Consider the following 25,159-nt stretch of genomic DNA (forward strand, 5'->3'; position numbering starts at 1 on the left):
GAAATAAAACTTCACTTTTCGCGGTTGCAAAAGAGCAAATCCATCGGCAATAGAAGGGCGAACGAAGCGCGGTCCGGGCTCGCTGCCCGGTGCGCTCGACATTCTGCCTGCGCGATGGACCCCCTCGGCGGACCCGGGCTAAGGCATCAGACAGAACGGAACCTCGCCATGGGATCGCCCAATTCCCAGGGTCTTTACGACCCCGCCAACGAACATGACGCCTGCGGAGTAGGCATGGTCGCCCATATCAAGGGTGCGCGCAGCCATGGCATCGTCGAGCAGTCGCTCGAAATCCTGGAAAAGCTCGATCACCGCGGCGCGGTGGGTGCCGATCCGCTTCTGGGTGACGGTGCGGGGCTGCTGATGCAGATCCCCGATGCGCTGATCCGCCGTTGGGCGGACGAGCACGACATCGATCTGCCGCAGCCCGGCGATTACGCGGTCGCGATGTGCTTCCTGCCGCAGGACGATGCCGCGCGCGCATTCGTAACCGAACGCTTTGAAACGCTCGCCGCAAAAGAAGGCCAGCCGGTGCTGGGTTGGCGTGAGGTTCCGACTACGCTCGATGGGCTCGGCGATGCAGTCATCGCGTCGATGCCGGTCATCCAGCAGGCGATCCTGACGCGCGGCGAAGACTGCGCCGATCAGGACGCATTCGAGCGCAAGCTGCTCGCGATCCGCAAGCAGACGCTGAACCCGCTGGCCAAACTTGCCGAAAAGCACAGCCTGCCGGGCCTTACCGAAACCTATCTGCCGAGCTTTTCGAGCCGGACCATCGTTTACAAGGGGCTGCTGCTCGCCACGCAGGTGGGAAGCTTCTACGACGATCTGAGCGATCCCGAATGCGTTTCGGCTTTCGGCCTTGTCCACCAGCGCTTCTCGACCAACACCTTCCCCAGCTGGCGGCTGGCCCACCCGTTCCGCTTCATCGCGCACAATGGTGAGATCAACACAGTGCGCGGCAATGTGAACTGGATGAATGCCCGCCGCCGGACCATGGAAAGCGATCTGCTGGGTCCGGACCTCGACAAGATGTGGCCGATCATCCCGCACGGCCAATCCGACACTGCCTGTCTCGACAACGCGCTCGAACTGCTGATCGCAGGCGGATATAGCCTCGCCCATGCGATGATGATGCTGATTCCGGAAGCTTGGAACGGCAACGAGCTGATGGACCCGGAACGGCGCGCTTTTTACGAATATCACGCCGCCCTGATGGAGCCATGGGATGGTCCGGCGGCGGTGTGCTTTACCGATGGCCGCCAGATCGGTGCGACGCTGGACCGCAACGGCCTGCGCCCCGCGCGCTTCTGCGTGACCAAAGACGATATCGTCTGCCTCGCCTCGGAAAGCGGCGTGCTGCCGTTTGCCGAAGAGGACATCGTGCGCAAATGGCGTCTCCAGCCGGGCAAGATGCTGCTGATCGACCTCGAACAGGGGCGCATCATCGAAGACGATGAGCTGAAAGCAGACCTTGCGACGTCCGAGCCATTCGCAAAGTGGCTCGAACAGGCGCAGGTGCGGCTCGAAGACATTCACGATATCGAGCCCGAGCTGTCCGAGCTTCCCGAAGAGCACACCACCCTGCTGCAGCGCCAGCAGGCGTTCGGATACACGCAGGAAGATATTTCGCGCTTCCTCGAACCGATGGCGGTGAAGGGCGACGATCCGATCGGGTCGATGGGCACCGACACGCCGATCGCCGTCCTGTCCGACCGCGCGCGGCTGCTCTACGATTATTTCAAACAGAACTTCGCGCAGGTCACCAACCCGCCGATCGATCCGATCCGCGAAGAGCTGGTGATGAGCCTGCTGTCGATGATCGGCCCGCGCCCGAACCTGCTCGGCCATGACGCGGGCACGCACAAACGGCTCGAGGTGAAGCAGCCGATCCTCACCAATCAGGACCTGGCGAAGATCCGCTCGGTCGAGGCGGTGGTCGATGGTGCGTTCCGATGCGAGACAATCGACACGACCTGGGATGCTTCGCAAGGTGTCGAGGGCATCGAGCTGGCGTTGAAGGAAATGTGCTGGGCCGCGACCGAAGCGGTGCTGCAGGATCACAACATCCTCGTCCTGTCCGACCGTGCGCAGGATGAAAACCGCGTGCCGATGCCCGCGCTGCTGGCGACGGCTGCGGTTCACCACCACCTCGTCCGCCAGGGTCTGAGGATGCAGACCGGCCTCATCGTCGAGAGCGGCGAGCCGCGTGAAGTGCACCATTTCTGCGTGCTCGCAGGCTACGGCGCAGAGGCGATAAACCCGTATGTCGCGTTCGAAACGCTCGAAGATATCCGCGCGCGCAAACATGCAGACACGCCCAGCGAGGATGTCGAACAGAATTACATCAAAGCCATCGGCAAGGGCATCCGCAAAGTCATGTCCAAGATGGGCATCTCAACCTACCAATCCTATTGCGGTGCGCAGATTTTCGACGCGGTCGGCCTGTCCAGCCAGTTCATCGAGAAATACTTCACCGGCACCGCGACGACGATCGAAGGCGTCGGACTGGAGCAGGTCGCAGAGGAAAGCGTGCGCCGCCACGCGCAGGCGTATGGCGACAACCCGCTTTACAAGGGCATGCTCGATGTCGGCGGCATCTACCAGTACCGCCTGCGCGGCGAAGAGCACGCGTGGACGCCGGCCAATGTCGCGCAATTGCAGCACGCGGTGCGCGGCAACGATGCGAGCAATTACGAGGAATTTGCAAAATCGGTGAACGAGCAGAGCGAACGCCTGCTCACCATTCGCGGATTGCTCGAATTCAAGCTTGCCGAGGAACCGATCCCGATCGACGAGGTCGAACCGGCGAGCGAGATCGTCAAGCGGTTCGCCACCGGCGCGATGAGCCTTGGCTCGATCAGCCACGAAGCGCATTCGACGATGGCGCTCGCGATGAACCGCATCGGCGGCCGCTCCAACACCGGCGAGGGCGGGGAGGAACCGTTCCGCTTTACGCCACTCGAAAATGGCGATTCGATGCGCAGCCGGATCAAGCAGGTGGCCTCGGGCCGCTTTGGCGTGACCACCGAATATCTCGTCAATTCCGACGACATCCAGATCAAGATGGCGCAGGGTGCAAAGCCCGGCGAAGGCGGCCAGCTGCCTGGGCACAAGGTCGACAAGCGGATCGGCGCGGTCCGCCACTCGACGCCGGGCGTCGGCCTGATCTCGCCGCCGCCGCACCACGATATCTATTCGATCGAAGACCTCGCGCAGCTGATCCACGACCTCAAGAACGTGAACAACGATGCGCGCATTTCGGTGAAGCTGGTGTCCGAAGTCGGTGTCGGCACGGTCGCTGCGGGCGTCTCCAAGGCGCGCGCCGACCATGTCACCATTTCGGGCTATGACGGCGGCACCGGTGCATCGCCGCTCACCAGCCTCACCCATGCTGGCAGTCCGTGGGAGATCGGCCTCGCCGAAACGCAGCAGACGCTGCTGCTCAACGATCTGCGCAGCCGCATCGCAGTGCAGGTCGATGGCGGACTGCGCACCGGGCGCGATGTCGCCATCGGCGCATTGCTTGGCGCGGACGAGTTCGGTTTCGCGACCGCGCCTCTGATCGCCGCTGGCTGCATCATGATGCGCAAGTGCCACCTCAACACCTGCCCTGTCGGCGTCGCCACACAGGATCCGGAACTGCGCAAGCGCTTCACCGGCACGCCCGAGCACGTGATCAATTACTTCTTCTTCGTCGCCGAAGAACTGCGGGCGATCATGGCTGAAATGGGCTTCCGCACGGTTGAGGAAATGGTCGGCCGGGTCGACAGGCTCGACATGACACGCATGCACCGTCACTGGAAAGCACGCGGGATCAACCTGTCGCGCCTGCTTCATGTGCCGACGGTCGAAGAGGGCGCGCCGCTCCACAACACCGAAACGCAGGATCATGGTCTCGGCGCTGCGCTGGACAATGCGCTGATCGCGGATGCGAGGGACGCGATCGAAGCGGCCAAGCCGGTCCAGCTCGATTACGAGGTGCGCAATGTGAACCGCACGGTCGGCGCGATGCTGTCAGGCGAGATCGCCAAGGCGCACGGTCATGAAGGGCTGCCTGTCGATACCATTCGCATCAACCTGACCGGTGTTGCAGGGCAGAGCTTCGGCGCATGGCTCGCCCACGGCGTCACGCTCGATCTGTCGGGCGATGCGAACGACTATGTCGGCAAAGGACTGTCGGGCGGGCGCATCATCGTTCGCCAACCCGAAGGCGCGCCGCGCCAATCGGACAGCAATATCATCGTCGGAAACACCGTGCTTTACGGCGCAATTGCAGGCGAGGCTTTCTTCAATGGCGTCGCGGGCGAGCGGTTCGCTGTGCGCAATTCGGGCGCGATCGCCGTGGTCGAAGGCGCTGGCGATCATGCCTGCGAGTACATGACCGGCGGCGTGGTGGTCGTGCTGGGCAAAACGGGCCGCAATTTCGCTGCCGGGATGAGCGGCGGGGTCGCCTATGTCTACGATCCCGATGGCGCTTTCAGCGAGTTGGTGAACCACGCGCAGGTCGATCTCGTGCCGGTATCAAGCGATGCGGATAGCGAAGAGGGTACAGGCCGCCCGGCACAGCGTCCGCGCTCGGTCCATGATTTCGGCATGGGCGACATGCTGCGCCACGATGCCGAGCGCTTGCGCATCCTCGTCGAGCGGCACCAGCTGCACACCGGCAGCGCCGTCGCTGGCAAGCTGCTCGGCGATTGGGACAGTGCATTGGGCAAGTTCGTGAAGGTCATGCCCCGCGATTACAAGAATGCGCTCGAGGCGCTTGAAGCCGAGCGACGCGATGCCGAAATGGAGGCCGCCGAATAATGGGCAAGGACACCGGATTTCTGGAACTGGATCGGCGCGAGCGCGACTATCTCGATCCCAAGGAACGCCTGAGCAATTACCGCGAATTCGTGGTTCAGCCCGATAACGCGACGCTGGCCGGGCAGGCTTCGCGCTGCATGGATTGCGGCATTCCGTATTGTCACAATGGCTGCCCGGTGAACAACCTGATCCCGGACTGGAATCACCTCGTTTACGAAGACGATTGGAAGAACGCGCTCGACCTGCTGCATTCGACCAACAACTTCCCCGAGTTCACCGGCCGCATCTGCCCCGCCCCGTGCGAGGCAAGCTGCACGCTAAATATCGTCGACCAGCCGGTGACGATCAAAAGCATCGAATGCGCGATCATCGACCGCGGATGGGACGAAGGCTGGGTTACGCCGCAATTGCCGGAGAAAAAGACCGGCAAATCGGTCGCGGTGGTTGGCTCCGGCCCGGCTGGGCTCGCCTGCGCACAGCAACTCGCGCGCGCGGGGCACAGCGTCACCGTGTTCGAAAAGAGCGACCGTGTCGGCGGCCTGCTTCGCTACGGCATTCCCGACTTCAAGATGGAAAAGCACCTGATCAACCGGCGCTGTGTCCAGATGGAAGCCGAAGGCGTGACGTTCAAAACCTCCAAGGAGGTCGGCGTCGATGTCTCGTTCAAGAGCCTCGAGGAGAATTTCGACGCGGTCGTGCTTTCCGGCGGGTCGGAAGATGCCCGCGCGCTTTCGATCCCGGGCGCCGAGATGCCGGGCGTTCGGCTCGCGATGGAATTCCTCACCCAGCAGAACAAGCGCAATGCCGGCGATGACGAAGTGCGCGCCGCCCCGCGCGGCAGCCTGCTCGCAACCGGGAAGGACGTGGTCGTCATCGGCGGCGGCGATACCGGAAGCGACTGTGTTGGCACGTCGAACCGGCAAGGGGCAAAAAGCGTCACGCAGCTCGAAATCATGCCGAAGCCTCCGGAAAAGGAAAACAAGGCGCTGACCTGGCCCGACTGGCCGCTGAAGCTGCGCACTTCCTCCAGCCACGAAGAGGGCGTCGAGCGAGATTGGGCGGTTCTGACCAAACGCGTCGTCGGAGACGGCGAGAAAGTCACCGGGCTAGAATGCGTGCGGGTCGAATGGGTCTCCGGTAAAGACGGCAAGCACGAAATGCGCGAGATAGAAGGCAACGAATTTACTCTTCCCGCCGATCTCATCCTGCTCGCCATGGGCTTTGTCGGTCCTAAGAAAGCCGGTCTTCTCGAACAATCGGGCGTGGAACTGGATGGACGCGGCAATGTGAAGGCCGATACCGATCGCTACGCCACCAGCGCCGAGAACGTGTTCGCCTGCGGCGATATGCGGCGTGGGCAGAGCCTCGTCGTCTGGGCCATCCGCGAAGGCCGTCAATGCGCGCGCAGCGTCGATGAAGCGCTGATGGGCGTGACGGAATTGCCGCGCTGATCCGCTCACTCAAGCCGACAGGGTTAGTGCCGGGTTACCGGAATCGCACTATTCCGCATCAAATGTCGCGTGAATACAATCCTGCCGGGCGTGGATGCCCGAATATACCTCGCGCATCTTGAAAGCGCCGACGTCCCGCCTCCTGGCGCGGAATGGGCGAGAACAACGACAGGATGTTGTAGTAAGTGGCGGGGGCTGGATCGCAACCGCTTGTCAGGGCGGGGACATGACGGTCGCACATTCACCAACATTTCGCAGATCGTTTCTGCGCGCGGCGCGTCTTGCTGGAGCGGGCTCGCTGGCGCTTGCCTGCACGGCGCCCGCTTATGCCAGCGCCGAAGATGGCGAAATCCACATTGCCGATGCTTTCGACGAGGTCTTTGCTCATCAGGAGCCTGTGCAGGGCGACACACCCGCCCCGATTGTGACGGAGGCTCCGGCGAAACTGCCCGAGACGCCAAAGCTGATCGACGCGCGCTTCGTCGCGTCGCAATTCGTGGACATTCCTGTCGCGGGCGATGCCGAAGACACGCTGCGATATGCGGGCCGGGCCGATGCCTATATCGATGTGAAGGGGCGGGCCTTCGGACTGGACGACAGCTTCACGCTGACCATCCGACCGGAATTTACCTGGGGTGAAGATTCGAACGGAGTGATCGGCCTGATCCCGAGCAACACCGCGCTGTTCCGCGGTGAGGGTGCAGGCGATTTCGATGTCTCGGTCAGCCTCTCCAAACAATGGAGCTCCGGCACGAACCTGACCGTGGGCAAGGTCAACGTGCTCGATCTGGGCGGACAGCTTCCGGTGGTCGGCAGCGACGGACATTACGGTTTCCAGAACCTCAGCTTTGCCCTGCCGCCATCGGCCATCATTCCGAACACCATCACCGGCGCGCTGCTGACCGTGCCGACCGACGATGCGCTGTTCCGGCTGTGGGTGTTCGATCCGGATTCGCAATTCGAGCGCACCGGTTTCGAGACCGCGTTCGAGAGCGGGGTCGGCTTCCTCGGTTCGATCACCGTCCCGGTGAAGATCGGCGGCGCGCCCGGGTTCTATGCGCTGAAACTCAGCGGATCGACGCGCGACGATATTTCCGCCGACAATCTGCCTTCCGTCCTGATCCCGCCGCCCGGCACGACTTTCGGCGACACCCGCGGAGAATTTGCAGCCATCCTAGCCGCGTACCAGTTCCTGCAAGTCTATCCCGAAGCGCCGGGCAAGGGCTGGGGCTTTTTCGGCCAAGTCTACACCTCGCTCGGCGATCCGACTTTCCTCGATCAGAGCGGTTTCTTCGGCATATCCGGCAATCCGCGCGGCCGCCCGCAGGACCGCTTCGGCGCCGGCTATTTCCGCTATTCGCTCACCGATGAGCTGGTCGATGTCCTCGCCCCGCGCATCGGGCTGGAGGACGAAGAGGGCGTCGAGTTGTTCTACACACTCGGCGTTGCGGACACATTCGAGCTGACCGCAAACGCTCAGATCATCGACAGCGCCATCGCCGCGCGCGATACCGGGGTGCTGGTCGGCATGCGTCTGACGACGGGATTCTGACCGCGCTTCACCCAAATCAAGCGCCAAGATTGCATCCCCACACCAATAAATTGCCGGTCAGCATCGTTTTAGAGAAATTCGCACGCGAATTCGAAAAATCTCCCTCCCGCAATCTGTTAGCCTTATCGGCGCAGTCCGCAGCCAATGACTGCAAATAACTGAAAATCATACAGAAGGTGATGGAATCGCGTTCCGTCGCCGACAGGACGGGACAGGATAATGGCAGCCATTGCTTCACCTCATTGCGGGGCTGATCGCCCGTGCGCATCTCGCAATTTCGCTCGCTGGTCGCTGCTCGCAGCCGCTTCGCTGGTATACGCGGCCCCTGCGCTCGCCGGCGAAGACACAAATGAGGCGAGCGTGGAGCATGGCTCGTTCGCGCTCCCGCCCGATGATCTGCTCTCCGATGCCGAATACCAGATGGGCCCGTCGCTCTCGCTCGCTTCTGCGACGACCTCTGCATCCCCCGTCTCGCAGGCAGCAAGCAGTCCATCGGCACCGATGCTCAATGTCGTCGCCATGCCCGTCGGCGGACCCATGCCCGACGCGATGACCGATTCCTTCAGAGCGAAGTTCGTGGTCTCGCAATTCGTCGATATCCCGGTGGCGGGCGATGCGCCGGATATCGTTCGCTACAGCGGGCGGGCCGACGCCTATGTCGATATCGGGGGCAGCCTATTCGGGCTCGACGACAGTTTCACGCTCAACATCCAGCCGGAATTCACCTGGGGCGAGGACTCGAACGGCGAGATCGGCGTCATCCCCACCAACACCGCCCTGTTCCGCCCCGCTGGAAAGGGCGATTTCGACGTCTCGATCCATCTCAGGAAACAGTGGAGCTCCGGCGTCAGTCTACAAATCGGGAAGATCAACACATTGCCGATTGCCGGGGCCTTGCCCATCGTGGGAAGCGACGGGCATTCGGGTTTCCAGAACCTCGGCGTTGCGCTTCCGCCGACCGCGATCATTCCGAACACCATGATCGGGGCTCACCTGACCGTTCCGACCAAGAATGGCTGGGTTTTCAGGGCCTGGGTGTTCGACCCGGATTCGCAGTTCGAGCGGACCGGTTTCGAAACCGCGTTCGAAGACGGTGTCGCCTTCCTTGCCGCCGCGACCAAGATCACCCGGATCGGTAACAAGCCCGGCTTCTATTCGATCGGTCTTGCAGGATCGACCCGCTCGGCCCCGAACGAGGAGTTGCTGCCCCTCCCCTTGCTCCCGAACGGCCAGTTCGGCGATGCGGAAGACGAGCTCGCGGTTTCGCTTTCGGCCTATCAATTCCTCTCGGTCTATCCCGAGGCGCCGGGCAAGGGGTGGGGTCTGCTGGCGCGGTTCCAGCTGTCCGATGGCGATCCGACTTTCCTCGACTGGAGCGGATATTTCGGGATTGCGGGCAACCCCCGCTTCCGCCCGCAGGACCGTTTCGGGGTGGCCTATTTCCGCTATTCACTGACGGACGAGCTGGTCGATGACGTCGCGCTGTTCCTCGATCTGGAAGACGAGGAGGGCGTGGAAGTGTTCTATACGCTGGGCTTTGCAGAGCGCTTCGAATTGACCGCCAACGCGCAGGTGGTAAACGGCGCCATCGGCAGCGACGATACCGGCGTGTTGCTCGGCATGCGGCTCTCGACGAGGTTTTGAGGCGAGGGGCATAATCGCAAGGAATATCCTCATCACCGGCTTTTCGAGCGGAGGCAAGACGACGCTGCTCGGAGTGCTTGCCCGGCGCGGCCATACGGTGATCGAGGAGCCGGGTTTGCGAGTGATCCGCGCGGACGGGCCAAAGCCGTGGGACAATCTCGATGGCTTTATCACCGCCGCGCTCGAGCTTGCCCAAAGTGATCTGGAAGCGGCACGTGAAAGCGAAAATCTCACCTTCTTCGACCGCGGTGTCTTCGATGCCCTGTCCGGCCTCGCTTCGCGCCGGAGGGTGGACCTGAAAGAGCTTCTGCCGCAGCCCTTCCCCTATTCGGAGCCAGTGTTTTACGTTCCGCCATGGCCTGAGATTTACGAAAAGACCGAAGATCGGCAGCTCCCGATCGAAGCCGCGCTCGAAGAGGCAGCCACGCTCAAGCGTGATCTCGAACAGCTTGGCATTGCCCATGTGGAAGTGCCCAAAGTTCCGCCCGAGCAGCGCACCGATTTCGTGCTTTCGGTGTTGGGCAAACAGGGCGGGTGAAAGCGTCCAACTAAATGCTCGCACGTTCGGATCAGTGCCTGATATGCTTATCGACGAGTTTCAAAACGACAGGCGTCTGCTTGCGACCCTAATCCCGGTCATTGCAAGTTGCCGGACCAGTGTCCGAAAGCGGTCGTCTGACAATTGGCGTCTAATGTCTGAAATTTGTGGTGAGTAGCGAACATGCGGGGGCAAGGCGATACCAAATCGGCTCCATCTGGCCCTTATGAAGACAAAGCACTAGGGCTTAGCTTGAGCATGCTGGGTACACCGAGGCTGCGCAACTTACCGGAAGGATGAAGGGATCATCCATGGAGTTTGAAACTGTTGCTGTCGCAACGCGCATCACTGCGCGCATTTCCCTGGTCCTTTTTGCGTTCGCATTCGTTGCTGAGACGATCAAATTCGGGCGCAATCACTATTCCCTAGTATGGGGAAGCTTTGTTCTGGCGCACATCGTGCACATGATCTGTGTGGTGGCATATTTCATTGTTCTGGGGGAGCCTCCTGAGCTTACGCCAGCACTCGGGACACTAGTGGCCGGGCTCGTAGCGCTTGGCTGGATAGCTACAGATTTGATCCGAAAGAGAATTGCGAGTGCATCACGAATGATGCCGACCGTATGCAGTTGGTACCTCTGGTTCCTGTTTTGTATGGCGCATGTATCTCGCTTGCTTGACCCTGAGCGCGGCAGCTGGATAAACGTACCCTTGCTTATCGTCGCCTTCGGTTCCGGTGTTGTCCGGATTGTGTTGCTTCGGCGAGCACCTCAACCATAAATCTTGCCGCGCTTTGGCAATGGAAAAAGCGGTGGTCGGGCTTGGGCTGTGCAGCACAAGAGGCGAAGAATGAACGAAGTCCAATCCTTTTATGATGAGCTATCTTCTCAGTACCATCTGATCTTCGAGGACTGGGAGCGTTGGATTTACACCCAAAGCAATTGCGTCGCCAATCTGATTGGGCCGCCTGATGCCGTTGGCCAAATACTCGATTGCGCATGCGGCATCGGCTCCCAAGTCTTGGGCTTGGCGAGTATGGGCTACACTGTTGATGGGTGCGATATCTCCCAAGGCGCAATTGAGCGCGCAAAGCGCGAAGCTGAGCAGCGCAAACTAGAAATTGACCTATGGGTGGATGACATGCGCTCGTTGTCTGAAGTTGGTCACAGACAATATGATGTAATTTTATGCATGGACAACGCGATACCTCATCTCGCCTCGGATGAAGAGATAGCCAATGCGCTCAGCGCAATGAAGCGTTGCTTGAAGCCCGGAGGTAAATTGGCGCTCAGCGTAAGGGACTACGCGCCACTTCTTCAGGATAAGCCTAGTTTTACTCCGCCGCGCATTCATCATTTGGAGAATGAGAAGCGCATTGTGTTTCAAGTCTGGGATTGGCTTGATGATCGACGATACGAGCTACACCTTCACATCTGCAGAGAAACCGCCTCCGGCTGGTCCAACTCACATTTCGTGAGCCGCTATCGCGCCGTGACTATCGAGGAAGTTTGCAAGATCCTGATGCTGATCGGTTTCATAGACGTCAGAAAACTCTCGCCGGATGAAACCGGTGCACATCAGCCCGTGATAATGGCGCAAGTGCCTTCCATTTGAGGCATGGCTATATGAGCGGGACATTTTACTAGCAGTAACTTCCGCTTTCACCCCAGAACCAGACCCCCGAAACGCGGCCCTTCTCGGCCAGCTCGGCCACCCGTGCGCGCAAGGCGGCTCTGGCATCGTCTTCGGCCATCGGCGTCGCTCCCTATCGGCACTTTCCTACAGCGGTGCGCGCAGGGCAAGGTGATCGCGCCTTTCCGCGCTGCCTGAATGAGCGGGCGGGCATGTGCCGCGCACACGGATTTGGAAAGTCACACTGCGATCATGGAAACTGACACTTTCGCACCGCCCGATCGGGCCAAAACCGCGCTTTTCCGGGCGCGCGAGGGGTCGGACGGTTTTTTCCAAAGGTATGGGATGCGCGGTCCATATCTCCACGCGCACATTGTCCGCGCCTGCGCTGCAAGCTCGCTACAGCGACCAGTCGATCGCGCCGCGACCATGCGCCTCCAGAAAGGCGTTCGCCTGGCTGAAAGGACGCGATCCGAAGAAGCCGGAATGCGCCGAAAGCGGGCTGGGGTGCGGGCTGGTGAGGACAAGGTGATGGCTCGCCGATCCCAACGCGGCCACGCGCCCTGCCTTCTTGCGCGCGTGGCTGCCCCACAGGATGAATACGGTCGGCTCGCCGCGTTCGGCCACAGCCCTGACTGCGGCATCGGTGATCGCGTCCCAGCCGCGCCCGGCATGGCTGCCCGCCTGCGCCGCCTCGACCGTCAGCGTGTTGTTGAGCAGCAGCACGCCCTGCTCCGCCCAGCGCGACAGGTTGCCGCTCGCGGGCTGCGCGATGCCGAGATCGCTCTCCAGTTCCTTGTAGATGTTGCGAAGAGATGGCGGGATCTTCACCCCGTCCTTGACCGAGAATGCCAGCCCGTGCGCCTGTCCCGGCCCGTGATAGGGATCCTGCCCGAGGATGACGACGCGTACGTCCTCCAGAGGGGTCAGCGCCAGCGCGGTCAGGCGCTCCCCGCGCGGCGGAAACACGGTCTTCCCGGCATCCTCCTGGGCACGCAGCCAGCCTCCAAGCTTGCGCGCTTCGGTAGTCTGCAGCGCCGGCTCAAGCGCCGGGCGCCAGCTTTCGGGGATGTCGTCCTGGGCCATGCGGGTCGCAGCATAGACCGGCGGGGGCGCGGCGCGCCACTCGCCCCTTTCCCTCTATCCCCATGTGGCGTAGGGCAGAGGCATATGGCCGTACACTTTCACGAAGAAGACCTGCCCGAAGGCGTCCTTCAAGGAACCGCCGCGCTCGCCGTAGACACCGAGACCATGGGCCTCATCACTCACCGCGACCGGCTCTGCGTCGTCCAGATCAGCGACGGGACCGGCGATGAGCACCTCGTGCGCTTCTCCCCGGGAAGCGAGTACGAAGCGCCGAACCTCACCGCGCTGCTTGCCGATACGAGCCGCACGAAGCTGTACCATTACGCGCGGTTCGATCTCGCCGCGATCTCGTACTATCTCGGCGTGATGGCAGCGCCGGTGTTCTGCACCAAGATCGCGAGCAAGCTGGTGCGGACCTACACCGACCGGCACGGGCTTAAAAACCTCACCGACGAACTGCTGGGTGAAAGCATTTCGAAGCAGCAGCAAAGCTCCGACTGGGGCGGGCCGGTACTGAACGATGCGCAGCGCGACTATGCCGCATCCGATGTGCGCTTCCTCCACCGCTTGCGTGATGAGCTGAAGACACGGCTCGAACGCGAAGGGCGCATGCATATTGCGCAGGCGTGTTTCGACTTCCTCCCGACACGCGCCGAACTCGACATTGCCGGCTGGGCCGAGCACGACATCTTCAACCACTCCTGATCGCCTGCGAAAGTCCACTCCGTCCCGTCATGGTCATCAAGCGCCGCATCGAAACCAGCCAAGCGAAGGAGCTGCGCAGCAAGCGGCAGCGCTTTGCCGCGCCGGGCGGCTCGCATGACAAGCTGATCGGGTTCCTCGCCCGCGCCCTGCCCGTCGGAGTAGGGGTGCTAGCCGCGCTGATGGTGATCACGCCGCTGAGCCCGCGCGGCGAAGTCAGCTTCCTGCTCGACCGCAACAAGGTCGCCGTGATCAATGAGCGACTGAGCGTCGACAATGCGATGTATCGCGGCCGTGACGATGAAGGTCGGCCGTTCTCGATCAGCGCAGGCGAGGCCGTCCAGCGATCCAGCGTCGAAGGACTGGTCCGCATGGATGAGCTGATCGCGCAAATGCTGCTCTCCGATGGTCCGGCCCGCATCAGCGCGCCCGGCGGTGTCTACGACATCAATGAGGAGATCGTCGACATCAGCGGCGCGGTGGTCCTGAAGGCTGCCGATGGCTATTCGATGGTGGCTCGCGGCGTTTCGGTCGACCTCGAAGAGCGCACGATGCGCGGCGATGACGGCGTCGAAGGCGCGGTCCCGGCGGGAAGCTTCTCCGCCGACACGATGCGCGCCGATCTTGAAGAACGCACGATTACACTCGATGGAAATGCGCGGTTGCAGATGATCCCCGGCGAATTGAGGATTCCATGACAGCGATGAAGAAAACCGTGATGACAACAAAGCCTCTCGGCAGCATCGCCTTTGGCTGGATGGCGGGCGGGTTTGCCCTGACACTGGCGGTAGCGGGCGGTATCGGGCTGCAGGCGCAGGGCATCGCATCGCACAACACCAATGCGCCGGTCACTTACGATGCAGGTTCGATAGAACTGCAGGACCGCCAGAACCGCGTGACTCTGTCGGGAGGCGTCATCGTGACGCAGGCGGGGCTGACGGTGCGATCCAACCGGATGCTGGTGAACTTCACGGATGACGGCTCGCTCGACATCCAGCGGATCACGGCAACCGGCGGCGTGCGGGTCACGCGCGGAAACGAGAGCGCGACGGGCGATGTGGCGATCTACGATTTCAATCGGCGCATCATCACGATGGCGGGCGATGTGAGCCTGCGGCGCGGGACCGACACGCTCAACGGTGGACGCCTTACGATCGACCTGCAAAGCGGCGTGTCGAGCGTGGATGGAAGGGCCTCGGGCACGGCCGGTTCGCCCGGAAGTTCGGAAGGAAGAGTGACCGGCTCGTTCTCGGTACCGCAAGACTAGCCGAAGCCGAAAGCGGCTTTCGCCGCGATCAGTAGGCTTTGTCGTGCGTGAGCACGCGCAAGGTTTTCAGAATGATCCGGAAATCGCGCATGAGCGACCACCCGGCGATGTACTCCAGATCCGATTGCACCCGATCGGTCAGGTCCTTTGTCTGCTCGGTCGCGCCGCGGTGCCCCCGCACCTGCGCGAGCCCGGTTAGGCCTGGCTTCAGGCAGTGCCGCTGCCAATAGAGCTCGTGGATCTGCCAGAAATACCGCTTCTCCGCTTGGCTGGCGGCAGCATGCGGGCGAGGGCCGACGATTGACATCTCGCCGCGCAGGACGTTGATCAGCTGCGGGATCTCATCGATGCTCGTGCGCCGGATGAATGCCCCGATGGGCGTCACACGGTCGTCGTGCCTCGCCGTAGATCGAACCCCGCTTGCATCGAGCCCGTCCATTCGCATCGAGCGGAATTTGAGCAGCCTGAAGAACTGATTGCCGCGCCCAGTGCGTTCCTGAAAGAACAATACTGGCCCGCCATCTGTCACCTTGATGGCAATAGCGACTGCAAGCAGAAGCGGGGAAAGCAGAATGAGCCCGCAAGATGCTGCAAACACGTCGAAGGCGCGTTTCATGGCCCGTCCGCGCAGGCTCAAGGGGCCAGTCGACACAACCAGGGTCGTTCGGTCCGGGTTCTCGTACCGCTGGACACCCAGCGCCCCAAGTTCGCGCGCCGGCTCGCTCACTATCTCGCAGTGAACGCCGAACGACTTCAATCGGAAAGCCCATTGGTTCCGCCGCTCCGGCGAACAGCTTACGATAACCTTGTCCCTGTTGCGGAGCAGTTTACCGAGCCGGTCCAGCACATGAGGATCGTCTGCGGCGGGGTCGATATCGTATTGCCTGGCCGAGATCACATCGGCCGTGGCCAGTGCAAACTCCGGCCCCTCATCCTGAATGATCAGGAAATTGCGGGTCTTTCCCTGCCAGAAATGATCGATCAGGCGGATGATCAGCCACCGCGATGCAACCAACGCAATCGCGGTAAACAACAGACCCAGTGTAACGCCAACACGCGAAAACTGGGCCGAAGACTTGGTGTAGAAAGCGACGAAACTGACGAGCGCTGCCGACATGAACAGCGAGGTCACCGCCTGCCGTGCGGCATAGATCCAGTCGGCGAGCGCCCGCGCACCATAGGATCTGTTGTATAGCGCAATCGTGAAATAGAGCGGCAAAATCGTTTGCGCCGCGATCAGCGACTGGTTCTGCCACCAGAACCCGTCGTAAACGAAAGCAGCGGTCACGAAAGCAAGATGCACGATGGCGGCATCCAAGGCCATCATTGCAATATAACTGTGGACGCGCCTTTTCTCGAGCGACGGGACGACTTTCGTCTCGATCTCGTCGATCTTTTCGGTCTTTAAGAGCGGACCGGTGATCTTGTTCATGCGGCGCGTATCCCGACAAACACTTATTACGTGTTTTCCCTGATCCCACGTTTACGCAGAAAACCACGCCAATGGCGACCGCAATCGGCCGTTTCTCCTCAAATTGTCATCGTTTCACCGCAAACCGAGCGATCTCAGCGAGGTCCTGAGCGAGCAGCAGCTCTGCCGACTGGCTGTTCGCAAGCAGGTTGCGATGCAGCCCGACGAGGCGCGGGATCAGCCGGTCCAGCTTCGATCTGTGCCAGCGCGCAAGTTGCTGACGTATGTCGCGTTCCTCTTTCCAGAAGATACCGAGCTGCGCCTTTTCGCCCTTGCTCAGATTATCGAAAGACCCGCGCGGGCCCAGCTTTGCGAGGATTTGCGCCAGTTGCGCCGCGCGTCGTTCCAGCGCGAGCAGCAGGCCGACCGGATTAAGGCCCAGTTCGCGCATCCGGCGTATCTCAGTGGATAGCCGGTTTATCTCTCCGCCCATGACTGCATTGACCACGGGCTGGAAACCGTCCTCCTCGGTCGCGGCGCCGATTTCGGCGTAATCCTCGACGCTCGCAGCTTTGGGCGATTGCGGGTCGGCATCGCAGTATAGCGCGAGCTTGGTCACTTCCGATTGCGCAAGTCGCACATCGAGCCCGGCCGCGCGCGCGATCCGCTCGGCCAGATCGCCGCCGAGCCTGAGCCCGGCCGCATCGGCCATGGCCCGCACCGATACTGCGACGCTCATCATGTCGGGCGGGTAGAACATCGCAACCAGCGCATCCTTGCGCTTGTCGAGCAGTTTCGCGGTGCGTGATTTGTCGGTTGCCGATGTCGCGACAATCAGGACCGGCGCAGCGTCGCCGCCGCCTGCTTCGCTCGTTTCGATGAGTGCCTTAACCGCATCATGCGCCTCATCGCCGCTCGCGCGGACGAGGATATGACGCTTGTCACCGAACAGGGATTCCGAACGCGCCTCATCGCCAAGCATTGCGGGATCGCGTCGCAGGTCCGCGCCGGAAATATCGAAGCGCTCACCCGCATCGGCCATCGCCTCGACGACCTTCGCCGCCGCGGCGGACGCGCCTGCTTCATCGGGACCGCAGAAAAAGAAGATATTCGCCTGATCGGCCCCGCGCGGAAGGCCTCGCGCAAAATCCTTTTGCGTGGCCTTCATCGCCGCCTCGCTGCCCTACTCACTGGCCAGCGGCGCCTTCAGCCTGGCTCCTCAGAGAAAGGGCGATACGGGTCGTCATCCGGTCCGCGATTTCCCTTGCCAGATCCTCCAGCGCGGTCTGCTCTGCCGCGATCGTTGCATATTCGCTCGAGACCACGTCGATACCGGAATCGAAACCGTCGGTCGCATCGAGCAGGATTTCGCCGGATGCGAGATCGACCAGCTGATAGCGGGCGCGCAGGATGCGGCGCTCCCGGCTAATCGTATCGTCGTTCAGGACGCCGAGCGCCTGCAGCGAATCGTCGAGCCGAACGTCGAGGCGATAGGCGGGTGCAGCCTCACCCGCCGCTCCAAACCTGTCGACCAGCGCGTTGCGCACCAGCCAGCCAGCGCGGCCGGGGATCGCGGGGACATCGATTGCAGCGAGGCCCTGTGCCACGCCCGCACTGCTGCCGCCTGCATACATCGGCTGAAGCCCGCAACCAGCGAGCGCGAGCAACGCGGCGAAGAGGCCGGCAAGGCGCATCATGTAACGATATTCACCAAACGATCAGGCACGACGATAACCTTGCGAATGTCCGCTCCACCCAGCGAACGCTGAACGTTCTCGCTCGCCAGCGCAAGCGCTTCGAGGTCTTCTTTCGGCGCGCCTTTGGGTGCGGTGATCGTGTCGCGCAGCTTGCCTTTGTGCTGGATCGCGATGGTCACCTCGTCCTCAACCAGCATAGCAGGATCGTGCTCAGGCCAGCGCGCGTCGGCGATCAGGCCGGTCGCGCCGAGCTTGGCATATGCCTCTTCGGCGAGGTGCGGCATCATCGGACTGACGAGGTGAAGGATCGTGCGAATTGCAAAATTGCGCGCCTCGCTCGGCTCGGCCTTCTCCGCCGCACCGGTCAGCTCGTAGATGCGCGCAACCGCCTTGTTGAAACCCAGCGCTTCGATATCGCCCGCCACTGCAACGATCGCCTGATGCGCCTTGCGCGCAAGCGGCTTGTCGTCGCCGCTCGCGTTCGGATCATAGCTGTCGAACAGCCGCCACAGCCGCTGCACGAACCGCCCGCACCCTTCGATCCCGCTTTCGGACCATGGCAGGTCGCGTTCGGGCGGGCTGTCGGACAGCATGAACCAGCGCACGGCGTCGGCGCCGTATTGGTCGATGATATAGTCGGGATCGACGACGTTCTTTTTCGACTTCGACATCTTGACCACGCGCCCGGCCGTAACCGGATGGCCGTCTTCGATCGTCACCCAGTCGGCGCCATCCTTGCGCACTTCGTCGGGCGACAGCCAGCTACCATCGCCGAGGCTATATGTCTCGTGTGTGACCATGCCCTGCGTGAACAATGCGGCGAAGGGCTCCTTCACATCGATCTTGCCGATGTGCGCGAGCGCGCGGGTCCAGAAACGGGCGTAGAGCAGGTGCAGGATCGCGTGTTCGATCCCGCCGATATAATGCTCGACCGGCATCCATTTCGCGATCTCGTCTGCATCGAACGGCGTGCCCTCGGGTTGCGAGGCAAAACGGAGGAAGTACCAGCTCGAATTGGTGAAGGTATCGAGCGTGTCCGTCTCGCGCCGGGCCGGGCCGCCGCAGGTAGGGCAATCGACCTTGCCCCATGTCGCATGGCGCTCAAGCGGGTTGCCCGGCGTTTCGAAGTCCACATCTTCGGGAAGGGTGACGGGCAGCTGATCCTTGGGGACTGGCACCACTCCGCATTTCTCGCAGTGGATGAAGGGTATCGGCGTGCCCCAATAGCGCTGTCGGGAGACGCCCCAGTCGCGCAGCCGCCAGACGGTCGTGCCTTCGCCCCATCCGTCCGCCTCTGCGCGCTTGATCACTTCGGCCTTGGCATCCTCGACGCTCATGCCATCGAGGAAATCCGAATTGACGATCACGCCGTCACCCGGTTCGGCCTCGTCGCCCATGGGAGCATCCGCCTGCCCCGCATCGCTGGCGACGACGCGCTGGATCGGCAGCTCGTACTTCGTCGCGAACTCGAAGTCGCGCTGGTCATGGCCCGGCACGCCCATCACCGCGCCCGTGCCGTAATCCATCAGCACGAAGTTCGCGATGAAGACCGGCATGGCTTCGCCAGTGAAAGGATGCTTCGCGGTGATGCCGGTGCGAAAACCGAGCTTTTCGGCGGTCTCCAGCTCGGCAGCGGTCGTGCCGCCGCGCCTGCACTCTTCGATGAATGGGCCTGCCAGCGGATCCTCCGCCGTCACTGCCTGGGCGAGCGGATGATCGGCAGCGATCGCGCAGAAACTGGCCCCGAAAATCGTATCGGGACGGGTGGTGTAGACCGGCAGCTTTTCCCCATTCGACAGGTCGAAACTGAATTCGAGCCCGGAGGATTTGCCGATCCAGTTCTCCTGCATCAGCCGGACCTTTTCGGGCCAATCCTTCAGATCACCGAGCCCATCGAGCAGGTCTTCGGCGAAATCGGTAATCTTGAGGAACCACTGGTCGAGCTTGCGCTTCTCGACTTCCGCGCCCGAGCGCCAGCCTTTCCCGTCGATGACCTGCTCATTGGCAAGGACGGTCATGTCGACCGGGTCCCAGTTCACCTCGCTCTGACGGCGATAGACGAGGTCCGCTTCGTACATGTCGAGAAACAGGGCCTGTTCGTGGCCGTAATATTCAGGATCGCAGGTCGCGAATTCGCGCGTCCAGTCGAGCGCAAAGCCGATGCGCTTGAGCTGCGCTTTCATCCCCTCGATATTGGCGCGGGTCCAGCTGCCGGGATGGACTTTCTTTTCCATCGCCGCGTTTTCCGCGGGCATGCCGAAAGCGTCCCAGCCCATCGGATGGAGCACTTCGCGCCCCTGCATTTTCTTGTACCGCGCAAGCACGTCGCCCATCGTGTAGTTGCGCACGTGGCCCATGTGGATGCGCCCCGATGGGTAGGGAAACATCTCGAGTATGAAACTTTTCGGTTTGTCGCTGCCCGAATTGGCGACGAAGGTCCCAGCCTCCTCCCACGCGCGCTGCCAGCGCCCGTCGGCGGAAGACGGATCGAATCGATTATCAGTCATGCAAAACCGCTAAAGCGAACGGGATCAGGAAGCGAGAGCCTTGCGCCGGAGATCACGCGCCTTGGTAAGGATGATATCTTCCAGCTTCTGCACGGTGGCGGCCTGAACTGGCGCTTCCACCCAATTGCCGTTTTGCGAGACCTGGCGGCTCGCCGCGACCCGCAACGCATCAGCGCGCAGATCCTGGTCGAGAATGGTCACGGTAAGCTTCACCCGCTCTTCGGGATTCGAGGGGTTCGCGTACCAATCGGTGGCGATCACGCCGCCTGCGCTATCTGCCGAGGCAAGCGGCGCGAAGCTGACTGTTTCGAGTGCTGCGCGCCAGAGGAAGGCATTGACGCCGATCGTATTGATCTGTGCCGACTGCAATTCGGTCGTGGGACGGTCACGCCCGCCGCAAGCAGCAAGGCTGGCAAGCGCGCCGCAGACCAGCGCGGCCCGAGTCGTTTTGGAGAATGCGAATTTGGCGCGTGTCACGGCAAGAAAATCCCTTTGTTTGTCTTCACAGGCTCTATAGCCCGCATGCTGCGCGCGGCAAGCTTTGTGCAGGGCCAATCACCCGCACAAACGTCCCGAAACCCGCGGTTGCAGAAGCCTGTGAGCGCCTTAAGCGTTGCTGAATTGCGCATTGAGCGTCGCGCTCGTGTGTGCGCCGTGCAACACTCCTATCAATAAGAGTCGGCGAAATCAGGGAAATGATTGCTAGAGTCCGCTACGTAGTCCTACTCTTAAACCGTTGTAATCCGAGTCGAAGCTCACTCAGCCAACGTTAAGGCGAAAAGTGTTTCAATCTGGATCGCAACCAGATCGCCCCGGTCAATTGGGGGGAAACAGGGATAGAAGCAGGTATGTCACGCCGGATGAACAAGTCAGCGAAAATGCAGCGCCAGCTGCCGTTGCTTGGTATGGCCGGTGCATTGATGCTGGCTCTCCCTTCGGCCAGCCTTGCTGTTGTCGGTCTGGGTCCGGACGGATCGGGCGATGACGCTTCGGCATTCGATTTCTTCACGCCCGCATCGGTCGATCCCGATCTCGCCGCCCGCGTTGCCGGGAAAGCGCGCGAGAAAGGCATTCGTTTCACACCGGCTCGTGCCAATCCTGCGCTGAGCGGCAAAACCGTGACGGTCGCCATCCGGGTGGATGCCGAAACTGCACAGGCGATTTCTGTGCGGTCTGCCATTGATGCGGCACCGGGCGCAGGCCAGTCGATCGCGGCACTCAAATCGAGCAAGTTCAATCTGGGGACGGCGCGCGGTTATCAGAGCTTCGCACGTGAGATCGAACTGCCCAGCAATGTTCGCAGCCTGAGCATGCCCGACCTTACCGAGTTTGAACCAGCCAAGCCGCAAGTCGAAGATAAGCCAAGCCGGCTCCAGCCGCGGATCGAGCTTGGCGACGAAGCAGTCGCGGGCCGTTCGCCGAACACGCTCGATGCGCTCGGCTCTCAAACGGTCGATGTGGGCGGTAGCTTCAGCCTTTCACCCAACCTCGATGTGACGGCGGGTGTGCGGTATTCGCAGGAACGTGAGCGCCTCGATCCGCTGACCAATTCGGTTCAGGATAGCCAAGCGGTCTATGTCGGGACGCAAATCCGCTTCTGATCGAGCGCGCAAATGCCAGTCTGTTAGACTTTGGTATGCAAGACCCCGCTTCGGCGGGGTTTTTCTTTGCGTTCCGTAACGTCAGGTCTAGGGTCGAGCCCAAACAACAACTTGGGAGAATCTGCCATGAACCGTGTCGCCGTAGTCACCGGAGGGACGCGCGGAATAGGCCGCGCCGTTTGCGAGCAGCTCAAGACAGACGGCTTCAATGTCGTCGCCAATTATGCCGGCAACGACAAGGCGGCCCAGGAATGCGCCGAAGAAGCAGGGATCAGCTGTTACAAGTTCGATGTTGGCGATCACGAGGCGGTGATGACCGGGTGTCAGCAGATCCACGACGAGATCGGCCCCATCGAGGTCGTGGTCAACAATGCCGGGATCACCCGCGACGGCACGCTCACCAAGATGTCCTACGAGGACTGGCACGAAGTGATGCGCATCAATCTGGGCGGATGCTTCAACATGGCGAAGGCTTGCTTTCCGGGAATGCGGGAGCGTGAATGGGGCCGGATCGTGAATATCGGATCGATCAACGGACAGGCGGGCCAATACGGGCAGGTGAATTACGCCGCTGCCAAGTCGGGAATCCACGGCTTTACCAAGGCGCTCGCACAGGAAGGTGCGCGCTCAAACGTTACTGTAAACGCTATCGCGCCGGGCTATATCGACACCGACATGGTGGCAGCCGTTCCGCAGGGCGTGCTCGACAAGATCGTGGCGAAAATCCCCGTCGGCAGGCTCGGACAGGCCGATGAAATTGCGCGCGGGGTGAGCTTCCTCTGTTCGGAGGATGCGGGCTTCGTCACCGGCTCGACGATAAGCATCAATGGCGGTCAGCATATGTACTGACGGACGCGGCGAGGTCAGGCGCTTTCGCCGATCCCATACGCTTCGAGCCGGCGGGCCGCATTGGCGACATCGCAGGACAGGGTCACCAGATCGTGCAGTGCGCCTGTCGCATCCTGCACATGATCCTTGAGCAGCGCTTCACCGCGGAAACCCAGCTCTTCGAAAACGGTGATCGCGCCCTTCTGATCCGCCGTCATTTGTGCGGTGAGCTTGCTGAGACCCTTATCCAGCGCAATGCGGAAACCCTGCTGCACCATGTGCCTGCCGAGCCCGTGCTGGCGCGCCGCCTCGGCCACCAACACCCGCAGATCGCCGACATGCGGCGACCAGCTGAACGGATCGGTGTAGAGCGCAACGCAGCCTACGATCTCGCCATCCCTTTCAGCGAGCACCGAGTTGAATGCGCCCGCACCGGTTGCCTCGATCCAGGCATCGACCACGCGTGGTTGCCGAATGTCTCGCCTCAGGAACAGAAGATCGTGCGCGGGCAAAGTGCCTGCAAAGGCGAGCATCGCGTCCTTGTCGTCCGCCTTCATATCGCGCAGCGTGAAGTCCGCGCCGCCAAGGGTGATTGTCTCTTTCATTCTATACTGACCTTTCGGCAAACCATGCATCGAGCGCAGGCCACAGGCGGCGGACCGCATTGGCCCCGGCAATGAGGCTGATATGTCCGCCCTTCATCACCAGCTCTTCCTTGTCTTCGGACCCCACCTTGGCGATCAGATGCCTGCTCGCTTCATACGGGACAATGTGATCGTGCTGAGCAACGCCGTGGAACACCGGAACCTTGATATTGGCGAGATCGGCCACACGGCCATCGACCTCAAGTGTCCCCTTCAGCAATTGGTTGTCCCACATCAGTTTCTTGATCGTGTCGCGGAAATATTCGCCTGCCAGCGGAAGCATATCGTTCGCCCAGCGATCCATCTTGCGGTGGAATTCGACGAATTCGTCATTCCACATATTGTCCCACAGCATCCGGTTGCTCGCCGCGCGGCCCGAGGGGCGCAGCATATCGAACGAGGCCTGTAGCAGCTCAGGCGAAACGTTCCCGACATTGTCCACCAACCGGTCGACATCGAAATATTCGGGCTGCGCCATGTGCGAGAAGATCGTCATCTCGGAAAAGTCGATCGGCGTCGTGAAGCAGGCAAGGTTCCTGATCGGCGCCTCTGGATGCGATGCGGCGTAGATCGTGGAGAGCACGCCGCCCATGCAATACCCCATCAGCGACACCTCTTCTTCGCCTGTGGCCCGCTGCACCTTGCGGATGCATTCATCGAAGAACCGGCTGGCGTAATCGTCGAGCGAAAGCGTCTTTTCCTCAGGCCGGGGGTAATCCCAATCCATCACGAACACGTCGTACCCCGCGTTGAGCAGGAAGCGTACGAAGCTGTGTTCCTCGGCGACATCGAATACATAGCCGCGATTGGTCGTCGCCATGACCATCAGGATTGGCACCCGGTACACCTCGTCCACCAAAGGCTTGTAGTGGTAGAGGTTCAGCGTGCCGCGCTTATGGATCGTGTCTTTGGGCGTCAGGCCGACGGGCGGCGCGGCCGACGCGAAATATTCGACACCCTTGATGTTGCGCTGGATCGTTCGCTCGACGAGCGTCCGGATCGCGCTACCGGCATCATTTTTTGGCTGGGCTTCCTTGGCTTCAGACATGCGTCATTTGGGCTTTGCGCTTCCGGCTTTCCGTGCCGGCGGTTTACGGGTTCGTTTCGGACCGGTCGCCGGTCCCGGATCGGGAGGCACGAGTTTTTCGATCGCGGCCTCGATCCGGATCAGCCGCTCATCGATTGTCATGAGCCGCTCTCCGATCGCCGTCACGTCTTCGCGGCTGGGCATGTTGAAGAATTCCAGATTGCGCGACATCTGATCGGCCATCTGTTTTTGCGCTTTCACACCGATTTCGGTCGCGGTCCCGGTAGCCCTCGCGAATGCATCGGTGCCGAACACCGCCTTGGCCATATCGTCGAAGCGCGTCTCCAGATCGCCGATCGCCTTGCGGATCGCGTCCATGGGGTCTGCGTCGTTCGCCATGATTTTTCTCCTGAAATCAGCGCGAGTCGCAGCAATAGACGAAAGAGAAACGGAGCGGCACTGTTAAAGAGGACATGCCAAGGCCGCCTTGCTATGAGCAGCGCAATGTCCACCCCGCTCTATCATCCGCCGATCAAACGTTCGGTCGAGATCGCCGGTCACAAGACCTCGATCAGTCTCGAGCCGGTGTTCTGGGATCTCCTCCGCCGCACGGCGGAGGCAGACGGCGTGCCGATCAATGCGCTGGTTGCGCAAATCGACGCCGAGCGCATCCGGGCCGAAACGCCGCCCGGCCTCGCAAGCGCGATCCGCGTCTGGCTGGTCGGCAGACAGGATAACACCGAGCCAGATGAGACTTGAGAGCG

At 61.5% G+C, this 25,159-nt stretch carries 22 protein-coding genes; 13 read left to right on the forward strand and 9 right to left on the reverse strand.

What is annotated here, in order from left to right; all coding sequences use genetic code 11:
- Nucleotides 1–168: 168 nt before the first annotated feature.
- From gltB to IB285_RS12335, 7 genes are all read left to right on the forward strand, one after another.
- On the forward strand, nt 169–4,809 hold the full coding sequence (gene gltB / locus IB285_RS12305) for a glutamate synthase large subunit (protein ID WP_190788442.1): 4,641 nt from the start codon (nt 169–171) through the stop codon (nt 4,807–4,809).
- Nucleotides 4,809–6,260: a glutamate synthase subunit beta gene (locus tag IB285_RS12310; protein ID WP_190788443.1), complete on the forward strand. Its 1,452-nt coding sequence runs from the start codon at nt 4,809–4,811 to the stop codon at nt 6,258–6,260. The genes gltB and IB285_RS12310 overlap by 1 nt, the downstream gene beginning before the upstream one ends.
- Before the next feature lie 226 nt (nt 6,261–6,486).
- Entirely contained in the window at nt 6,487–7,812 is a 1,326-nt protein-coding gene (locus IB285_RS12315; protein ID WP_190788444.1) for a carbohydrate porin, read from the forward strand.
- A gap of 219 nt (nt 7,813–8,031) precedes the next feature.
- Nucleotides 8,032–9,456, forward strand: coding sequence for a carbohydrate porin (locus IB285_RS12320; protein ID WP_190788445.1), 1,425 nt, complete (start codon nt 8,032–8,034; stop codon nt 9,454–9,456).
- Nucleotides 9,457–9,487: 31 nt separating this feature from the next.
- Complete coding sequence (locus IB285_RS12325) at nt 9,488–9,994, forward strand: AAA family ATPase (RefSeq protein WP_328705911.1); 507 nt, start codon at nt 9,488–9,490, stop codon at nt 9,992–9,994.
- Nucleotides 9,995–10,305: 311 nt separating this feature from the next.
- The gene (locus IB285_RS12330; RefSeq protein WP_190788446.1) at nt 10,306–10,773 is read left to right on the forward strand and encodes a hypothetical protein; all 468 of its coding nucleotides are present in this window, start codon (nt 10,306–10,308) and stop codon (nt 10,771–10,773) included.
- A gap of 69 nt (nt 10,774–10,842) precedes the next feature.
- Nucleotides 10,843–11,607, forward strand: coding sequence for a class I SAM-dependent methyltransferase (locus IB285_RS12335; protein WP_190788447.1), 765 nt, complete (start codon nt 10,843–10,845; stop codon nt 11,605–11,607).
- A gap of 417 nt (nt 11,608–12,024) precedes the next feature.
- On the opposite strand, the gene ung is transcribed toward IB285_RS12335, so the two are convergent.
- Nucleotides 12,025–12,711 (reverse strand): uracil-DNA glycosylase, encoded by a 687-nt coding sequence (gene ung, locus IB285_RS12340; protein ID WP_190788448.1) that lies wholly within the window; start codon nt 12,709–12,711, stop codon nt 12,025–12,027.
- An 84-nt stretch (nt 12,712–12,795) separates the two neighbouring features.
- On the opposite strand from ung, the gene IB285_RS12345 reads away from it, so the two are divergent.
- Genes IB285_RS12345 through IB285_RS12355 form a run of 3 tightly spaced genes read left to right on the forward strand, consistent with a single transcriptional unit; the run spans nt 12,796 to nt 14,680 of the window.
- Nucleotides 12,796–13,416, forward strand: coding sequence for a ribonuclease D (locus tag IB285_RS12345; protein ID WP_190788449.1), 621 nt, complete (start codon nt 12,796–12,798; stop codon nt 13,414–13,416).
- 29 nt (nt 13,417–13,445) lie between these two features.
- Nucleotides 13,446–14,111, forward strand: a complete 666-nt coding sequence (gene lptC / locus IB285_RS12350; RefSeq protein ID WP_190788450.1) for an LPS export ABC transporter periplasmic protein LptC — start codon at nt 13,446–13,448, stop codon at nt 14,109–14,111.
- Nucleotides 14,112–14,131: 20 nt separating this feature from the next.
- Nucleotides 14,132–14,680, forward strand: a complete 549-nt coding sequence (locus IB285_RS12355) for an LptA/OstA family protein (protein WP_234033147.1) — start codon at nt 14,132–14,134, stop codon at nt 14,678–14,680.
- A gap of 28 nt (nt 14,681–14,708) precedes the next feature.
- Here IB285_RS12355 and IB285_RS12360 read toward each other — a convergent pair whose 3' ends face one another.
- The 5 genes from IB285_RS12360 to IB285_RS12380 form a co-directional block, all read right to left on the reverse strand.
- A complete protein-coding gene (locus tag IB285_RS12360; protein ID WP_190788452.1) occupies nt 14,709–16,112 on the reverse strand; it encodes an exopolysaccharide biosynthesis polyprenyl glycosylphosphotransferase in 1,404 nt (467 codons plus the stop codon).
- Nucleotides 16,113–16,218: 106 nt separating this feature from the next.
- Complete coding sequence (holA, locus tag IB285_RS12365; protein ID WP_190788453.1) at nt 16,219–17,259, reverse strand: DNA polymerase III subunit delta; 1,041 nt, start codon at nt 17,257–17,259, stop codon at nt 16,219–16,221.
- Nucleotides 17,260–17,278: 19 nt separating this feature from the next.
- A complete protein-coding gene (lptE, locus tag IB285_RS12370; protein ID WP_407925611.1) occupies nt 17,279–17,788 on the reverse strand; it encodes an LPS assembly lipoprotein LptE in 510 nt (169 codons plus the stop codon).
- A complete protein-coding gene (gene leuS, locus IB285_RS12375; protein ID WP_190788454.1) occupies nt 17,785–20,295 on the reverse strand; it encodes a leucine--tRNA ligase in 2,511 nt (836 codons plus the stop codon). The genes lptE and leuS overlap by 4 nt, the downstream gene beginning before the upstream one ends.
- A 24-nt stretch (nt 20,296–20,319) precedes the next feature.
- Complete coding sequence (locus IB285_RS12380; RefSeq protein WP_190788455.1) at nt 20,320–20,772, reverse strand: DUF3576 domain-containing protein; 453 nt, start codon at nt 20,770–20,772, stop codon at nt 20,320–20,322.
- 383 nt (nt 20,773–21,155) lie between these two features.
- Here IB285_RS12380 and IB285_RS12385 point away from each other — a divergent pair, with 383 nt between their 5' ends.
- Together IB285_RS12385 and phbB are read left to right on the forward strand one after the other, a co-directional pair.
- On the forward strand, nt 21,156–21,896 hold the full coding sequence (locus tag IB285_RS12385) for a phage tail sheath protein (protein WP_234033148.1): 741 nt from the start codon (nt 21,156–21,158) through the stop codon (nt 21,894–21,896).
- A 126-nt stretch (nt 21,897–22,022) separates the two neighbouring features.
- Nucleotides 22,023–22,745: an acetoacetyl-CoA reductase gene (phbB, locus tag IB285_RS12390; protein WP_190788457.1), complete on the forward strand. Its 723-nt coding sequence runs from the start codon at nt 22,023–22,025 to the stop codon at nt 22,743–22,745.
- Between the two features lie 14 nt (nt 22,746–22,759).
- Here the strand turns inward: phbB and IB285_RS12395 are convergent, their stop codons facing one another.
- The 3 genes from IB285_RS12395 to IB285_RS12405 are packed head-to-tail and all read right to left on the reverse strand — an operon-like array spanning nt 22,760 to nt 24,794.
- A complete protein-coding gene (locus IB285_RS12395) occupies nt 22,760–23,329 on the reverse strand; it encodes a GNAT family N-acetyltransferase (protein WP_190788458.1) in 570 nt (189 codons plus the stop codon).
- Between the two features lies 1 nt (nt 23,330).
- Nucleotides 23,331–24,416, reverse strand: a complete 1,086-nt coding sequence (locus IB285_RS12400; protein WP_190788459.1) for a PHA/PHB synthase family protein — start codon at nt 24,414–24,416, stop codon at nt 23,331–23,333.
- 3 nt (nt 24,417–24,419) lie between these two features.
- Nucleotides 24,420–24,794, reverse strand: a complete 375-nt coding sequence (locus IB285_RS12405) for a hypothetical protein (RefSeq protein WP_190788460.1) — start codon at nt 24,792–24,794, stop codon at nt 24,420–24,422.
- A 105-nt stretch (nt 24,795–24,899) separates the two neighbouring features.
- Between IB285_RS12405 and IB285_RS12410 the strand changes: the two genes are divergently transcribed.
- Nucleotides 24,900–25,154 carry a ribbon-helix-helix domain-containing protein gene (locus IB285_RS12410; protein ID WP_190789112.1) on the forward strand — a complete coding sequence of 85 codons (255 nt, stop codon included), beginning with the start codon at nt 24,900–24,902 and terminating at the stop codon, nt 25,152–25,154.
- Nucleotides 25,155–25,159 lie beyond the last annotated feature (5 nt).

The sequence above is a fragment of the Erythrobacter rubeus genome, assembly GCF_014705715.1.
Lineage (GTDB): Bacteria > Pseudomonadota > Alphaproteobacteria > Sphingomonadales > Sphingomonadaceae > Erythrobacter > Erythrobacter rubeus.

Excerpts from the sequence above, each read along its gene's own strand:
- gltB (WP_190788442.1), top strand. The coding sequence starts at position 169 with ATGGGATCGCCCAATTCCCAGGGTCTTTACGACCCCGCCAACGAACAT.
- IB285_RS12310 (WP_190788443.1), top strand. The coding sequence starts at position 4,809 with ATGGGCAAGGACACCGGATTTCTGGAACTGGATCGGCGCGAGCGCGAC.
- IB285_RS12315 (WP_190788444.1), top strand. The coding sequence starts at position 6,487 with ATGACGGTCGCACATTCACCAACATTTCGCAGATCGTTTCTGCGCGCG.
- IB285_RS12320 (WP_190788445.1), top strand. The coding sequence starts at position 8,032 with ATGGCAGCCATTGCTTCACCTCATTGCGGGGCTGATCGCCCGTGCGCA.
- IB285_RS12330 (WP_190788446.1), top strand. The coding sequence starts at position 10,306 with ATGGAGTTTGAAACTGTTGCTGTCGCAACGCGCATCACTGCGCGCATT.
- IB285_RS12335 (WP_190788447.1), top strand. The coding sequence starts at position 10,843 with ATGAACGAAGTCCAATCCTTTTATGATGAGCTATCTTCTCAGTACCAT.
- ung (WP_190788448.1), bottom strand. The coding sequence starts at position 12,711 with ATGGCCCAGGACGACATCCCCGAAAGCTGGCGCCCGGCGCTTGAGCCG.
- IB285_RS12345 (WP_190788449.1), top strand. The coding sequence starts at position 12,796 with ATGGCCGTACACTTTCACGAAGAAGACCTGCCCGAAGGCGTCCTTCAA.
- lptC (WP_190788450.1), top strand. The coding sequence starts at position 13,446 with ATGGTCATCAAGCGCCGCATCGAAACCAGCCAAGCGAAGGAGCTGCGC.
- IB285_RS12355 (WP_234033147.1), top strand. The coding sequence starts at position 14,132 with ATGACAACAAAGCCTCTCGGCAGCATCGCCTTTGGCTGGATGGCGGGC.
- IB285_RS12360 (WP_190788452.1), bottom strand. The coding sequence starts at position 16,112 with ATGAACAAGATCACCGGTCCGCTCTTAAAGACCGAAAAGATCGACGAG.
- holA (WP_190788453.1), bottom strand. The coding sequence starts at position 17,259 with ATGAAGGCCACGCAAAAGGATTTTGCGCGAGGCCTTCCGCGCGGGGCC.
- lptE (WP_407925611.1), bottom strand. The coding sequence starts at position 17,788 with ATGATGCGCCTTGCCGGCCTCTTCGCCGCGTTGCTCGCGCTCGCTGGT.
- leuS (WP_190788454.1), bottom strand. The coding sequence starts at position 20,295 with ATGACTGATAATCGATTCGATCCGTCTTCCGCCGACGGGCGCTGGCAG.
- IB285_RS12385 (WP_234033148.1), top strand. The coding sequence starts at position 21,156 with ATGAACAAGTCAGCGAAAATGCAGCGCCAGCTGCCGTTGCTTGGTATG.
- phbB (WP_190788457.1), top strand. The coding sequence starts at position 22,023 with ATGAACCGTGTCGCCGTAGTCACCGGAGGGACGCGCGGAATAGGCCGC.
- IB285_RS12395 (WP_190788458.1), bottom strand. The coding sequence starts at position 23,329 with ATGAAAGAGACAATCACCCTTGGCGGCGCGGACTTCACGCTGCGCGAT.
- IB285_RS12400 (WP_190788459.1), bottom strand. The coding sequence starts at position 24,416 with ATGTCTGAAGCCAAGGAAGCCCAGCCAAAAAATGATGCCGGTAGCGCG.
- IB285_RS12405 (WP_190788460.1), bottom strand. The coding sequence starts at position 24,794 with ATGGCGAACGACGCAGACCCCATGGACGCGATCCGCAAGGCGATCGGC.
- IB285_RS12410 (WP_190789112.1), top strand. The coding sequence starts at position 24,900 with ATGTCCACCCCGCTCTATCATCCGCCGATCAAACGTTCGGTCGAGATC.